The sequence below is a fragment of the Azospirillum baldaniorum genome, assembly GCF_003119195.2.
GTDB classification, from domain to species: domain Bacteria; phylum Pseudomonadota; class Alphaproteobacteria; order Azospirillales; family Azospirillaceae; genus Azospirillum; species Azospirillum baldaniorum.
Genome location: NZ_CP022253.1, coordinates 1,416,317 through 1,429,739 on the forward strand (window position 1 = coordinate 1,416,317; position 13,423 = coordinate 1,429,739).

The following is a 13,423-nucleotide window of genomic DNA, read 5'->3' on the forward strand; positions in this document are numbered from 1 at the left end:
GCCTCATGCTTTGGATGCAGCGGCACCTCAAAGAAAAATCATTCCGCCGACGCGAGGGTTAGAGACATGGCAAACGCCAATCCGGGGGAAGCGCAGGGACACGGCCACGGGCATGACCATGACCACCACATGCCGGGCTTCGTCGAGCGTTGGTTCTTCTCCACGAACCACAAGGACATCGGAACGCTCTACCTGATCTTCTCGGTGATCGCCGGGCTGATCGGCGGGCTGTTCTCGGTCATCATGCGGCTGGAACTTCAGTCGCCGGGTCTGCAGTTCGTCAGCGACGGGCAGGTCTGGAACGTGCTGATCACCGCGCACGGCCTGATCATGGTGTTCTTCGTGGTGATGCCGGCGCTGATCGGCGGCTTCGGCAACTGGTTCGTGCCGCTGATGATCGGCGCGCCCGACATGGCCTTCCCGCGGCTGAACAACATCAGCTTCTGGCTGATCGTCCCGGCCTTCCTGCTGCTGCTGGGCTCCGCCTTCGTGGGGCAGGGCGCGGGCACCGGCTGGACGATCTACCCGCCGCTGTCCTCGCCGCTGGGCCACAGCGGGCCGTCGGTGGACATGGCGATCTTCGCCCTTCACCTCGCCGGCGCATCGTCGATCCTGGGCGCGGTGAACTTCATCACCACCATCTTCAACATGCGCGCGCCGGGCATGACGCTGCACAAGATGCCGCTGTTCGTCTGGGCGATGCTGGTGACCGCCTTCCTGCTGCTGCTGGCCGTGCCGGTCCTGGGCGGCGCGATCACCATGCTGCTGACCGACCGCAACTTCGGCACCAGCTTCTTCAACCCGGAGGGCGGCGGCGACCCGATCCTGTTCCAGCACCTGTTCTGGTTCTTCGGCCACCCCGAAGTCTACATCATGATCCTGCCGGCTTTCGGCATCATCAGCCACATCGTCTCGACCTTCTCGCACAAGCCGGTGTTCGGCTACCTGGGCATGGCCTACGCAATGGTCGCCATCGGCGTGGTCGGCTTCGTGGTGTGGGCGCACCACATGTACACGGTGGGCCTGGACGTCGACACCAAGGCCTACTTCACCGCCGCCACGATGATCATCGCGGTGCCGACGGGCGTGAAGATCTTCTCCTGGATCGCCACCATGTGGGGCGGGTCGATCGAGTTCCGGGTGCCGATGCTGTGGGCGCTCGGCTTCATCTTCCTGTTCACCGTCGGCGGCGTGACCGGCGTGGTGCTGGCCAACGGCGGCATGGACATCGTGCTGCACGACACCTACTACGTGGTCGCGCACTTCCACTACGTGCTGTCGCTGGGTGCGGTCTTCTCGATCTTCGCCGGCTGGTACTACTGGATCGGCAAGATGTCGGGGCGCCAGTATCCGGAGTTCTGGGGCAAGGTTCACTTCTGGACGACCTTCATCGGCGTGAACCTGGTCTTCTTCCCGCAGCATTTCTTGGGTCTGGCCGGCATGCCGCGCCGCATCCCGGATTACCCGGACGCCTTCTGGGGCTGGAACATGATCTCCTCCTTCGGGGCGTATCTCTCCTTTGCGTCCACGCTTCTCTTCGTGTGGATCGCGTACAAGACCCTGCGCAGCGGCGAGAAGGTCGAGGCCGCCTATTGGGGGCCGCAGGCCGGCACGCTGGAGTGGACCGTGAGTTCTCCCCCGCCGTTCCACGCCTTCGAGACGCTGCCGCAGGTGAAGTGACGCATCGTTCGTGACCATGACGCCGGGGGAGCCTGGGAGGCTTCCTCCGGCCGGAGGATAGTGAAGTATGACGGACCTGAGCATTGAACGGGTCTCGACAGGTCCGGTCTCCGGATCGACGCCGGGTGACTACATCGAACTGCTCAAGCCGCGGGTGATGTCGCTCGTGGTGTTCACCGGGCTGGCCGGCATCGTTCTGGCGCCCGGTCACATCCACCCCGTGCTGGCGGCGGTGGCGGTGCTGTGCATCGCGGTCGGGGCCGGGGCCTCGGGTGCCATCAACATGTGGTACGACCGCGACATCGACGCGGTGATGTCGCGCACCATCCGCCGCCCGATCCCGTCGGGGCGGGTGGAGCCGGAGAACGCGCTGGCCTTCGGGGTGATCCTGGCGGCAGCGTCGGTCGTGGTGATGGGGCTGGCGGTCAACTGGGCGGCGTCGGCGCTGCTGGCGATGACCATCGGCTTCTACGTCTTCATCTACACGATGTGGCTGAAGCGGCGGACGCCGCAGAACATCGTGATCGGCGGGGCGGCCGGCGCCTTCCCGCCGATGATCGGCTGGGCGGCGGTGACGGGCGGTGTGGAGTTGCCCTCCATCCTGCTGTTCCTGCTGATCTTCCTGTGGACGCCGCCGCATTTCTGGGCGCTGGCGTTGTTCCGCAACGGCGACTACACGCGCGCCGGGGTGCCGATGATGCCGGTGGTCGCCGGTCCGGACGCGACCAAGCGGCAGATGCTGGCCTACACGCTGGTTCTGCTGCCGGTCGCCGTGGCGCCGTACTTCCTGGGCATCGGCGGTCCTGCCTATCTGATCGGGTCGAGCCTGCTGGGCGCCTTCTTCGTGCTGTGCGCGGTCCGCGTGCTGCGCGCCACCGACGACAAGCCGGCCAAGCAGATGTTCGGCTTCTCGATCCTCTACCTGTTCCTGCTGTTCGCCCTGCTGATGGGCGAGCATCTGGTGACCGGAATCCTGACGACCGGAGGCGGGGCATGACGATCATGGATGAGTCTTACGAGGAACGCCGCAAGCGGCTGCGCGGGCGCAACTACGCGGTCCTGGCCGCGCTGATCGGGCTGGTGGTGATGTTCTATGTCATCACGCTGGTGCGGATGGGTGGGCACTGACCACGGGACGTCAAGCTGACAGACGGCAGGGAGGAAGCGGCGCCATGAACGACCGGCGAGAAGGCGACAAAGGGCTCCGGCGGAAGAACCGCCTGTTCATGGCCGGGCTGTTCGGCCTCGTCTTCGGGATGGTCGGGCTGGCCTACGCCTCGGTGCCGCTCTACGCGCTGTTCTGTCAGGTGACCGGCTTCGGCGGCACCACCCAGCGGGCCGACGCCGCGCCCGCGCGGCAGGTCGACCGCGTCATCAAGGTCCGCTTCAACGCTGACGTCAACCAGTCGCTGCCCTGGCGCTTCAAGCCGGAGCAGAAGGAACTGACGGTGAAGCTGGGCGAGATGGGGCTGGCCGCCTATCAGGCCGCCAACCGGACCGACCGGCCCACCGTGGGCACCGCGCTCTACAACGTCACGCCGGACAAGGTCGGCAAGTACTTCAACAAGATCGAGTGCTTCTGCTTCACCGAGCAGGTGCTGGAGCCCGGTCAGTCGGTGGACATGCCGGTGGCCTTCTTCGTCGATCCGGCCCTGGCCGACGATCCGGCGATGGAGGATGTGACCACCATCACCCTGTCCTACACCTTCTTCCGCGCCAAGGACGAGACCCAGGTGCTGGCGCAGCACGCGACGCAGGCCGCGGGTGCGAAAGGCACCGGGACCGCGGCGAACTGAAAAAAGAGACAGTCTGAACGAAGAAATCGGGCGAAACAAACCGGGGTTGGAAAGAGACGATGGCCGACATCACGCACGCGCAAATGCCGCATCCCCCAGCCTCCGCGCACGGCGCGGGCGAGGGCGCCGGCATCCCGCATCCCTACCATCTGGTGAAGCCGAGCCCGTGGCCTCTGCTGGGCGCCTTCGCGGCCGGTCTGTTCGCGACGGGCATGGTCATCTACATGCACGGCGGCGGCTGGCTGCTGGCAGCCCTCGGCTTCCTGTCCATCCTGGGCGTGATGTTCGGCTGGTGGCGCGACGTCATCAAGGAGGCGGTGCGCGAGAAGGCGCACACCCCGGTGGTGAAGATCGGCCTGCGCTACGGCATGGCGCTGTTCATCGCCTCGGAGGTGATGTTCTTCGCCGCCTTCTTCTGGGCCTTCTACGACGCGGCGCTCTATCCGAAGGTGTTCGCCGAGAACCCGCACGGCGTCTGGCCGCCGCCGAACATCACGGTGCTGGAAACCTTCCACCTGCCGCTGATGATGACGCTGATCCTGCTGCTGTCGGGGGTCACCGTCACCTGGGCGCACCACGCCATCCTTGAGGGCCGCAACAAGGAGGCGTCGCGCGCGCTGGGCCTGACCGTCCTGCTGGGGGTGATGTTCACCTTCTTCCAGGGTTGGGAATACGCCCACGCCGCCTTCGGCTTCAAGCAGGGCATCTACCCGTCGACCTTCTACATGGCGACCGGCTTCCACGGCTTCCACGTCATCATCGGGACCATCTTCCTGGCGGTCTGCTGGTTCCGCACCATGAAGGGCCACTTCACCCCGCGGAGCCATTTCGGCTTCGAGGCGGCGGCTTGGTACTGGCACTTCGTGGACGTGGTCTGGCTGTTCCTGTTCGTGTCGATCTACTGGTGGGGTTCGCTGGGCGCCGCCAGCGGCCACTGATCGATCTCCCCTGTCGCCTTGCGAAGCCCTTCTCCTCCACCGGGGGAGAGGGGCTTCCCATTCCTGGAAGGAGGCGAATGATTTGAGCACGTACTACTCCAGCCCATCGCCCCTGACCGCGGGCCTGCGCTGCGCCTGCCCGCGCTGCGGACGGGGCAAGCTGTTCCACGGTTATCTGACGGTCAACGAGCGCTGTTCGGTGTGCAACCTGAACCTCGCCCGGCAGGACAGCGGCGACGGGCCGGCGGTCTTCCTGATCTTCATCCTGGGTTTCCTGGTCGTGCCGGTGGCGCTGTGGGTGTCGATGACGGTGGACTGGCCTTTGTGGCTGCACGCCATCGTCTGGAGCATCGTCGTGCTGGGGCTGGCGCTCGGCATGCTGCGCCCGGCCAAGGCCTATGTGGTGGCGCTGCAGTACCGCCACCGCCGCAACGAGCTGGAGGACCCGGACGAGTGACCATGACCGCCGCCGCCGAACCCCGCCGCTTCCGCCCCTCGCTGTGGGCGACGCTGATCACCGTTCCCGCCGTGCTGGTCATGCTGGGGCTGGGGACATGGCAGATGCAGCGGCTGGCGTGGAAGGAGGATCTGGTCCGCCGGGTGGAGCAGCGGCTGCACGCCGCCCCCATCCCGCTGCCCCCCACCATCGCCGATCCGGAGGCGTTGGAGTTCCGTCCGGTGACCGTCACCGGGCGCTTCCTGAACGACAAGGAACTGCTGCTGGTGGCCCGGCCCCGGCAGGGGCAGGCTGGCTACGAACTGCTGACCCCGCTGCAGCGCCCGGCGGAGGAGGGCGGCGGCGTGGTGCTGGTCAACCGCGGCTTCCTGCCCATGGACAAGCGCGACGCGGCCAGCCGCCCGGAGAGCCGGGTGGAGGGGCCGGTGACCGTCACCGGTCTGGTCCGTCTGCCGCAGCCCGCCGGCTGGCTCCAACCGGGCAACCGGCCGGGGGCGGAGTCCTGGATGCGTCTGGACCTGCCGGCCATGGCCGCTGCCGTGAAGCTGGAGAGTGTCGCCCCGCTGGCGGTCGAGATGACTCCCGACCCGGCGCGCGGCAACGCGCCGCTGAACGGAATTCAGCCCTTGGTCGAGCTGCCCAACAACCATAGGCAATACGCGTTCACCTGGTATAGCCTCGCCGCGACGCTGGTCGTCGTCTATGTGCTGTCCCAACGCCGGAGGACCAACCCGGCATCCTAGGAGTTGCGCCTCATGACAGCCGCCTATCGGGAGTTGGAACGCCGCTTCGCCCGCATCGCCGCCATCGGCGACGCCCTGGGCATCCTGAGTTGGGACAGCCAGACCATGATGCCCGACGGCTCCAGCGACGGGCGGGCCGAGCAGACCGCCACCCTGACCGTGCTGGCCCACGAGCTGCAAACCGACCCCCGCGTGGCCGACTGGCTGGCGACGGCGGAGGGCGCGGGCGGGCTGGACGCATGGCAGGCGGCCAACCTGCGGGAGATGCGGCGCACTCACCGCCACGCCACCGCCGTTCCCGCTGACCTGATCGAGGCGACCAGCAAGGCGATCTCGGCCTGCGAGATGACGTGGCGCAGCGCGCGGGCGGAAAGCGATTTCGCCAAGCTGCTGCCCAGCCTGTCGGAGGTGCTGTGCCGCGTGCGCGAGTGCGGCGAGGCCAAGGCGGCGGCCATGGGCCTGTCGCCCTACGACGCCATGCTGGACGAGCACGACCCCGGCGCCCGCTCGGAGCGGATCGACGCCCTGTTCGCCGGTCTGGCCGGCTTCCTGCCGGAGCTGATCGGGCGCGTCCTCGACCGGCAGGCCGCCGAACCGGCGCCGCTGCGGCCCGTGGGGCCCTTCGCCGTCGCCAACCAGAAGGCGCTGGGCGAGCGGCTGATGCGCGCGGCGGGCTTCGACTTCACCCGCGGACGGCTGGACGTGTCGCTGCATCCCTTCTGCGGCGGCGCCACCGGCGACGTGCGCATCACCACCCGCTACGACGAGGACGACTTCACCAAGGCCCTGATGGGGGTGATGCACGAGACGGGCCACGCCCTCTACGAGCAGGGCCGCCCGCGCGACTGGTTGAACCAGCCGGTCGGGCTGGCCCGCGGCATGGCGGTGCATGAGAGCCAGTCGCTGATCGTGGAGATGCAGGCCTGCCGGTCGCCGGAGTTCCTGTGCTGGCTGGCCCCGGTCGCGCAGGAGGCGTTCGGCGGCTCCGGCCCGGCCTGGGAGCCGGACAACCTGCGCCGCCTCTACAGCCGGGTGGAGCGCGGCTTCATCCGGGTGGACGCCGACGAGGTGACCTACCCGGCCCACATCATCCTGCGCTATCGGCTGGAGAAGGCGCTGATCGCCGGGGATTTGGCGTTGGCCGACCTGCCGGGCGCCTGGAACGACGGCATGAAGGAATTGGTTGGGGTTGTACCGCCGGACGACCGGCTGGGCTGCCTTCAGGACATTCACTGGCCGTCCGGTGCCTGGGGCTACTTCCCCAGCTACACACTGGGCGCCATGACCGCCGCCCAGCTGTTCGAAGCCGCGGCGAAGGCCGATCCGGACATCCGCCCGGCGCTGGCGCGCGGCGACCTCGGGCCGCTGGTGGCGTGGCTGGGGGCGAATGTGCACGGCAAGGGGTGCCTGTACGCATCGGGCGACGAGTTGCTGATTGCCGCCACCGGGCGCCCGCTCGACGCGGCGGTGTTCCGGCGGCATCTGGAAAGCCGGTATCTGGGCGCTTGAGCGGAGCCTTTGCCCCCTCCCTAACCCTCCCCCGCTGCGCAGGGGAGGGGACTGCCGCCGCTTCGCGGAAGGCACCCTCTCCCGCGAAGCGGGGGAGGGCCGGGGTGGGGGCAAGGGGGCGCCGAAACATGTTCGCTGATGCGGAAGAATCCGCAAAATCCACCGAACGCAAAAGGCTGACCCGTAACCCTCCTTCGTTTCGGCACGGCGCTTCGCGCCATCAAGCAATCAATCCGAAAAACAGCCTCAAAACAGCGCAAGCACTCGACGCGCCTTCATTGTCTCAAATGTCTTCAAAATCCGCTCTTCCGGACATGGTCACACATGCCTTGGATTGCCGGAATTAAGCAACATTCCTGGAAATATTTCGTTAACCATAAACCGCCAGCTTCCGGCCCAACGCGAATGGCAACGAGGGCTGAGCACAATGGGCATCGCCAAGGGCTTCCTGCACACGGACGGCAACCAGATCGTCGATTCGTCGGGTCAGAACGTCAAGCTGACGGGCGTCAACTGGTTCGGCGGCGAGGGCTTCGTCTTCAACCCCAACGGCATGGACATGCGCGGGTACTGGGGGATGATGGAGCAGATGAAGGAGCTGGGCTTCAACACCATCCGCCTGCCGTGGAGCGACGCGGCTCTGGACGCCGACCGGGCGACGGGCATCGACACCTCCAAGAATCCCGACCTCGCGAATAAGTCCCCGCTTGAGGTCATGGACAAGGTGATCGACTACGCCGGGCGCATCGGCATGAAGGTCATCCTCGACCACCATCGCTCCAGCGACGGTGCGTCGGCCAACGAGAACGGCCTGTGGTACGACGACAAGTACCCGGAGTCGAAGATGATCGAAAACTGGAAGATGCTGGCCGAGCGCTACAAGGGCAACGACACGGTGGTCGGCGCCGACCTGCACAACGAGCCGCACGGGCAGGCGACCTGGGGCGGTGGCGACAAGGCCACCGATTGGGCCTGGGCCGCGGAGCGCATCGGCAACGAGATCCAGTCGGTCAACAAGGATTGGCTGCTGCTGGTCGAGGGCGTCGAAATCCACCAGAATCAGTGGGAGTGGTGGGGCGGCAACCTGCGCGGCGCCAAGGACCGCCCGATCGAATTCGATCATCCGGACAAGCTGGTCTACTCGGTCCACTCCTACGGCCCGTCCATCCACGAGATGGAGTGGTTCAAGGCCAGCGACTACCCGAACAACCTGCCGGGCCAGTACACCGACAATTGGGGCTGGCTGCTGAAGGAAGACAAGGCGCCCGTGCTGGTCGGCGAGTTCGGCGGCAAGCTGGAGACCGATCAGGACAAGGCCTACATGGCCAAGCTGATCGATTACATGAACGGCGACCTGGACGGCAACGGCACCAACGATCTCGGCGCCGGCAAGGAAGGGGCGAGCTGGACCTACTGGTCGTGGAACCCGAACTCGGGCGACACCGGCGGCATCCTGAAGGACGATTGGCAGACGGTCGACCAGACCAAGTACAACGCCATCAAGGAAGGCCTGTTCGACGGCGGCAGCCCGGCCAAGGCCGCCTGGGCTCCGGCCAAGGCCCAGGCGCTGGGTGAGGGCGACATCAACGTCCTGTCCCACACGGTGACCCAGCCGCAGGCGGCGGACCACAGCACCGCCGCGTCGGTCAACGCCGCGCTCGCCGCCCAGACGGTGGAGCTTCCGCCGGTCGATGCCGCGCACGATCCGTCGGCGCTGCACCACGACCCGCTGGACGTCCACACCGGCGCCTGATCGGGAGCCTGACAATCCCCTCTCCCACCGCGGGAGAGGGGTTTTGTTTGCAACGCATCCGGAACCCGCCGCTTGCACGGCGTGTGGTAGGGCGCTAACTATGCCCGTTCCACAAGAGTCGCCGGCCCGTCACAGCGTCGGCCACCTTCAGGCGTCGGAGAGTGTGCGTTGAAGTACGTCAGCACGCGGGGCCAGGCCCCGGTCCTGGGTTTCGAGGAAGTCCTTCTGGCCGGTCTCGCGCGTGACGGCGGCCTCTATGTCCCGGATAGCTGGCCGCAGTTCTCGGCCGACGAGATCCGCGCGATGCGCGGCCTTCCCTACAGCGAGATCGCCGTGCGCGTCATGCTGCCCTTCCTGGGCGGCGCCATCGCCGAGGACGACTTCCGCGCCATCGTGAAGGACGCCTACGCCAGCTTCGACCACGCCGCGGTGGTGCCGCTGGTGCAGCTCGACCAGCGCACCTGGGTGATGGAGCTGTTCCACGGCCCGACGCTGGCCTTCAAGGACGTGGCGCTGCAACTGCTCGGCCGCCTGTTCGACCATGTGCTGGCCAAGCGCGGCAAGCGGGTGACCATCGTCGGCGCCACCTCAGGCGACACCGGCTCCGCCGCCATCGAGGCGTGCCGCGACCGCCAGAACGTGGACATCTTCATCCTGCACCCGAAGGGCCGCACGTCGGAGGTGCAGCGCCGCCAGATGACCAGCGTCCTGTCGGACAACGTGCACAACATCGCGCTGCACGGCACCTTCGACGACTGCCAGGATCTGGTGAAGGCGCTGTTCAACGACATGGCCTTCCGCGACAAGATGGGCCTGTCGGCGGTGAATTCGATCAACTGGGCGCGCATCATGGCCCAGATCGTCTATTACTTCGCCGCCGCGGTGGCGCTGGGCGCGCCCGACCGCAAGGTGGCCTTCACCGTGCCCACCGGCAATTTCGGCAACGTCTACGCCGCCTACGGCGCGCGGGCGATGGGGCTGCCGGTGGAGCGGCTGGTCGTGGGCTCCAACGCCAACGACATCCTGGCGCGCTTTTTTGCCAGCGGCACCATGTCGGCGGCTCCGGTCGTGCCCACATTGAGTCCCAGCATGGACATCCAGATCTCCTCCAACTTCGAGCGGCTGCTGTTCGACCTGCTGGGCCGCGACGGCGCCGCCGTGCAGGCCGCCATGGACGGCTTCCGCGCGGAGGGCAAATTCGCCGTCACCGACGCGCAGCTGGCCGAGGCGCACGCGATCTTCGCCGCGGGCCGCGCCGACGACGCCCGGACCATGGACGTCATCAAGGAGGTCTGGGAGAAGACCGGCGGCTATCAGGTCGATCCGCACACCGCCGTCGGCATCCATTCCGCGGCGACCGCCCCGGTCGATCCGTCGGTGCCGGTGGTGGTGATGGCGACCGCCCACCCCGCCAAGTTCCCCGACGCGGTGGAGACGGCCACCGGCCGGCGCCCGGTCCTGCCGCCGCGCCTCGCCGACCTCTACGAGCGGGAGGAGCGGCTGTCCGAGCTGCCCAACGACGTGGCGGCGGTCCAGGAGTTCGTCGTCGCCCGCGCCCGCGCCGCCAAGGAGGCCGCATGAGCATCCGCGTGACCACGCTGCCGAACGGGCTGCGCGTCGCCACCGACACGATGCCCGGCGTGCAGTCGGTCTCGCTCGGCTGCTGGGTCGGGGTCGGCACGCGCAACGAGTCCGCGAGCGTCAACGGCGTGGCGCATCTCGTCGAGCACATGCTGTTCAAGGGCACCGAGCGGCGCTCCGCCTTCCGCATCTCCGAGGAGATCGAGAATGTCGGCGGCCAGCTCAACGCCTATACGACGCGCGAACAGACCGCCTATTACGCCAAGGTCCTGCACGAGGACGCGGCGCTGGCGCTCGACCTCATCGCCGACATGCTCCAGAACTCCGTCCTCGACAGCGAGGAGCTGGTGCGGGAGCGCACGGTGGTGCTTCAGGAGATCGGCCAGTCCGCCGACACCCCCGACGACATCATCTTCGACCATTTCCAGTCCACCGCCTATCCGGGGCAGGCGCTTGGCCGGCCCGTGCTGGGGTCGGCGGACATCGTCGGCGCCCTGTCGCGCCCGGCGCTGGTCGACTACATCGACGGCCATTACGGCGCGCCGGGCATCGTCCTGGCCGCCGCGGGGCGGCTGGAGCACGACCGGCTGGTCGACATGGCCCTGTCGGCCTTCGACGGGCTGTCCTCCCGTCCGGCGCCGGAGTCCGAGGACGCGCGGTACGCCGGGGGCGACTTCCGCGAGGCGCGGGACCTGGAGCAGATGCACCTCGTCCTCGGCTTCGACGGGGTGGGGGTGCACGATCCCGATTATTACGCCCATTCGGTGATGTCGACGCTGCTCGGCGGCGGCATGTCCTCCCGCCTCTTCCAGGAGGTGCGGGAGAAGCGCGGGCTGGTCTATTCCATCTACACCTTCTCCGGCGCCTACCGCGACGGCGGGCTGTTCGGCGTCTACGCCGGCACCGGCGAGGACGAGGTGGCGGAACTGGTCCCGGTCGTCTGCGACGAGCTGATGCGGGTGACCGAGGACGTGACCGAGGAGGAGGTGGCCCGCGCCGCCGCCCAGCTCCGCGCCGGGACGCTGATGGCGCTGGAAAGCTCCATGTCGCGCTGCGAGCAGCTCGGCCAGCAGCTTCTGGTCTACGGGCGCCCGGTGCCGGTGGAGGAGATCGTCGAGAAGATCGGGGCGGTCGACCGCGAGTCCATCGTCCGCGTCGCCCGGCGCCTGCGCGAGAGCCGCCCCACCGTGGCGGCGCTCGGCCCGATCGGACGGCTGGAGGAGTATGACCGCATCGCCGCGCGGTTCCGGTAAGGGACGCGCCAGGGTGGGAGGGGCAGCATGATCCGCCTGCTCGGCAGTGGTCTCATCAGCCCGCCGGCGGTCCGGCTCGACGGGCCGATCTGCTACATCCGCCCGCCACTGCCGCGGGACTGGCGGGAATGGGCCGACCTGCGGGCGGATTCCCGCGCCTTCCTGACCCCCTGGGAGCCGACCTGGCCGGCGGACGCCCTGACCCGCGCCGCCTTCGGGCGTCGGCTGCGGCGGCAGGCGCAGGAGTGGCGCGACGACCAGGGCTACAGCTTTCTCGTCTATGACCGCGCGACCGACCGGCTGGTCGGCGGGCTCGGGCTGACCAACCTGCGGCGCGGCGTGGCCCAGATGGCGACGCTCGGCTACTGGGTGGGGCAGCCCTACGCGCGCAACGGCTACATGTCCGGCGCGACCCGGCTGGTTCTGGATTTCGCCTTCGGGCAGTTGGGGCTGCACCGGGTCGAGGCGGCCTGCCTGCCGACCAACGCGCCCAGCCGCGGCCTGTTGGAAAAGGTCGGCTTCACCCATGAAGGCTACGCGCGCGGCTATCTGCGCATCGACGGGGTGTGGAGGGACCATGTCCTCTACGCCATCCTGCGCGAGGAATGGCGGGGTTAGCCCGTCCGGTCGGGGTGCCCGCCTCCGAATTCCCAAGAGGTCGTCCCGGCCGGCTTAACCCGCGGTTAAGGGAGCGGGCGCAGGCTGACGGCATGTCCTTCGCATCGCATGAGGCGGATATGTCGTCGAACCCCACCTATCCGAACGCCACTTGGACGAAAGAAGATTCCCTGACCTACGCCGTCGAACTGGACGGACGCCGCGTCGATCTGCGCTATGAGGCGTCGGGTTTCCAAAGCGGCTGGGCGGTCTACGCCGGTGACGAGCTGGTCGAACGGTGCAGCGAACTGATGCAGGCGCGCGGTCTCGCCTTGGCGATCGCCAGCAAGGGTGCGTGAATTATAAATTCCGACATGAGATCCCGCCGCTTGCGGTGCGGCGGGTCGTGTTCGTAATCGGGAGCGGACGCCGTCAGGCGTGCCCGGCCTCCGCCGACAGCATGGACAGGCTGACGCCGAGCTTGGCGATCGAGCGTTCCCACTTGGTGTCCAGTTCGGGATCGAACAGCAGGGTCTCGTCGCAGGGCACGTTCAGCCAGCCGTTCGCCTGGATTTCCGCATCCAATTGTCCCGGCCCCCAGCCGGCGTAGCCGAGCAGCAGGATGTTGCGGCGCGGCCCGCGGTCCTCGGAAATCGCGCGCAGGATGTCGATGGTCGCGGTCAGCGCCACCTCGTCGTCCACCACCAGCGTGCCATCCCGCACATAATCGGTCGAATGCAGGACGAATCCGCGCCCGGACTCCACAGGCCCGCCATAATGGACGGGCATGTTGGCGATCGGCTCCTGGATTTCGATCTCGAGCTGCTCCAGCAAATCCTCGAAGGTGACCGACCCGAACAGGCGATTGACGACGAGGCCCATGGCGCCGTCTTCGTTGTGGGCGCACATATAGATCACGGTCCGCTGAAAACGCGGGTCCGTCATGCCCGGCATGGCGATCAGCAACTGGCCGGTCAGATAGTCCGAGGACTTGGTCAGGTGCGGCATGGGCGCTATCCTTAGTGTCGGGGGACGGGCGGGCCGTTGGGCGGCCACCCGAAGCCGTCTTCGCCCGAGTGTGACAGCACGGGCCAAGCTTTGTCATCCATATACAGC

The 13,423-nt window shown here is 67.6% G+C and carries 15 protein-coding genes; 14 read left to right on the forward strand and 1 reads right to left on the reverse strand.

Annotated elements, in window-relative coordinates; genetic code table 11:
• The first annotated feature begins 66 nt into the window (after positions 1-66).
• From ctaD to Sp245p_RS06685, 14 genes are all read left to right on the forward strand, one after another.
• Entirely contained in the window at positions 67-1,680 is a 1,614-nt protein-coding gene (gene ctaD, locus Sp245p_RS06620; RefSeq protein WP_014240854.1) for a cytochrome c oxidase subunit I, read from the forward strand.
• A gap of 67 nt (positions 1,681-1,747) precedes the next feature.
• Positions 1,748-2,677 carry a heme o synthase gene (cyoE, locus tag Sp245p_RS06625; RefSeq protein WP_014240853.1) on the forward strand — a complete coding sequence of 310 codons (930 nt, stop codon included), beginning with the start codon at positions 1,748-1,750 and terminating at the stop codon, positions 2,675-2,677.
• Positions 2,674-2,808, forward strand: a complete 135-nt coding sequence (locus Sp245p_RS36225; RefSeq protein WP_014240852.1) for a hypothetical protein — start codon at positions 2,674-2,676, stop codon at positions 2,806-2,808. The genes cyoE and Sp245p_RS36225 overlap by 4 nt, the downstream gene beginning before the upstream one ends.
• Before the next feature lie 44 nt (positions 2,809-2,852).
• Positions 2,853-3,476 carry a cytochrome c oxidase assembly protein gene (locus Sp245p_RS06630; protein WP_014240851.1) on the forward strand — a complete coding sequence of 208 codons (624 nt, stop codon included), beginning with the start codon at positions 2,853-2,855 and terminating at the stop codon, positions 3,474-3,476.
• Between the two features lie 59 nt (positions 3,477-3,535).
• The gene (locus Sp245p_RS06635; protein WP_014240850.1) at positions 3,536-4,414 is read left to right on the forward strand and encodes a cytochrome c oxidase subunit 3; all 879 of its coding nucleotides are present in this window, start codon (positions 3,536-3,538) and stop codon (positions 4,412-4,414) included.
• 82 nt (positions 4,415-4,496) lie between these two features.
• Positions 4,497-4,871: a DUF983 domain-containing protein gene (locus Sp245p_RS06640; RefSeq protein WP_014240849.1), complete on the forward strand. Its 375-nt coding sequence runs from the start codon at positions 4,497-4,499 to the stop codon at positions 4,869-4,871.
• 2 nt (positions 4,872-4,873) lie between these two features.
• Positions 4,874-5,614, forward strand: coding sequence for an SURF1 family protein (locus Sp245p_RS06645; protein WP_014240848.1), 741 nt, complete (start codon positions 4,874-4,876; stop codon positions 5,612-5,614).
• A 12-nt stretch (positions 5,615-5,626) separates the two neighbouring features.
• Positions 5,627-7,123 (forward strand): carboxypeptidase M32, encoded by a 1,497-nt coding sequence (locus Sp245p_RS06650; protein ID WP_109138419.1) that lies wholly within the window; start codon positions 5,627-5,629, stop codon positions 7,121-7,123.
• Between the two features lie 128 nt (positions 7,124-7,251).
• Entirely contained in the window at positions 7,252-7,470 is a 219-nt protein-coding gene (locus tag Sp245p_RS06660; protein ID WP_129557157.1) for a hypothetical protein, read from the forward strand.
• Positions 7,471-7,550: 80 nt separating this feature from the next.
• Positions 7,551-8,876: a glycoside hydrolase family 5 protein gene (locus Sp245p_RS06665; RefSeq protein WP_014240846.1), complete on the forward strand. Its 1,326-nt coding sequence runs from the start codon at positions 7,551-7,553 to the stop codon at positions 8,874-8,876.
• A gap of 168 nt (positions 8,877-9,044) precedes the next feature.
• On the forward strand, positions 9,045-10,457 hold the full coding sequence (gene thrC, locus Sp245p_RS06670) for a threonine synthase (RefSeq protein WP_014240845.1): 1,413 nt from the start codon (positions 9,045-9,047) through the stop codon (positions 10,455-10,457).
• Positions 10,454-11,710 carry a M16 family metallopeptidase gene (locus tag Sp245p_RS06675; protein ID WP_014240844.1) on the forward strand — a complete coding sequence of 419 codons (1,257 nt, stop codon included), beginning with the start codon at positions 10,454-10,456 and terminating at the stop codon, positions 11,708-11,710. Before thrC ends, Sp245p_RS06675 begins: the two co-directional genes overlap by 4 nt.
• A 27-nt stretch (positions 11,711-11,737) precedes the next feature.
• Entirely contained in the window at positions 11,738-12,328 is a 591-nt protein-coding gene (locus tag Sp245p_RS06680; RefSeq protein ID WP_014240843.1) for a GNAT family N-acetyltransferase, read from the forward strand.
• A gap of 119 nt (positions 12,329-12,447) precedes the next feature.
• Entirely contained in the window at positions 12,448-12,666 is a 219-nt protein-coding gene (locus tag Sp245p_RS06685; protein WP_129557158.1) for a hypothetical protein, read from the forward strand.
• Positions 12,667-12,739: 73 nt separating this feature from the next.
• Here the strand turns inward: Sp245p_RS06685 and Sp245p_RS06690 are convergent, their stop codons facing one another.
• Positions 12,740-13,315: a YqgE/AlgH family protein gene (locus Sp245p_RS06690; RefSeq protein ID WP_014240841.1), complete on the reverse strand. Its 576-nt coding sequence runs from the start codon at positions 13,313-13,315 to the stop codon at positions 12,740-12,742.
• Positions 13,316-13,423 lie beyond the last annotated feature (108 nt).

Bases quoted from the DNA above. Each gene is read 5' to 3' on its own strand.
- Sp245p_RS06645 (WP_014240848.1), top strand. From the start codon at position 4,874: ATGACCGCCGCCGCCGAACCCCGCCGCTTCCGCCCCTCGCTGTGGGCG.
- Sp245p_RS06660 (WP_129557157.1), top strand. From the start codon at position 7,252: ATGTTCGCTGATGCGGAAGAATCCGCAAAATCCACCGAACGCAAAAGG.
- Sp245p_RS06635 (WP_014240850.1), top strand. From the start codon at position 3,536: ATGGCCGACATCACGCACGCGCAAATGCCGCATCCCCCAGCCTCCGCG.
- Sp245p_RS06685 (WP_129557158.1), top strand. From the start codon at position 12,448: ATGTCGTCGAACCCCACCTATCCGAACGCCACTTGGACGAAAGAAGAT.
- Sp245p_RS06675 (WP_014240844.1), top strand. From the start codon at position 10,454: ATGAGCATCCGCGTGACCACGCTGCCGAACGGGCTGCGCGTCGCCACC.
- Sp245p_RS06630 (WP_014240851.1), top strand. From the start codon at position 2,853: ATGAACGACCGGCGAGAAGGCGACAAAGGGCTCCGGCGGAAGAACCGC.
- Sp245p_RS06690 (WP_014240841.1), bottom strand. From the start codon at position 13,315: ATGCCGCACCTGACCAAGTCCTCGGACTATCTGACCGGCCAGTTGCTG.
- Sp245p_RS06680 (WP_014240843.1), top strand. From the start codon at position 11,738: ATGATCCGCCTGCTCGGCAGTGGTCTCATCAGCCCGCCGGCGGTCCGG.
- cyoE (WP_014240853.1), top strand. From the start codon at position 1,748: ATGACGGACCTGAGCATTGAACGGGTCTCGACAGGTCCGGTCTCCGGA.
- Sp245p_RS06665 (WP_014240846.1), top strand. From the start codon at position 7,551: ATGGGCATCGCCAAGGGCTTCCTGCACACGGACGGCAACCAGATCGTC.
- Sp245p_RS36225 (WP_014240852.1), top strand. From the start codon at position 2,674: ATGACGATCATGGATGAGTCTTACGAGGAACGCCGCAAGCGGCTGCGC.
- Sp245p_RS06650 (WP_109138419.1), top strand. From the start codon at position 5,627: ATGACAGCCGCCTATCGGGAGTTGGAACGCCGCTTCGCCCGCATCGCC.
- ctaD (WP_014240854.1), top strand. From the start codon at position 67: ATGGCAAACGCCAATCCGGGGGAAGCGCAGGGACACGGCCACGGGCAT.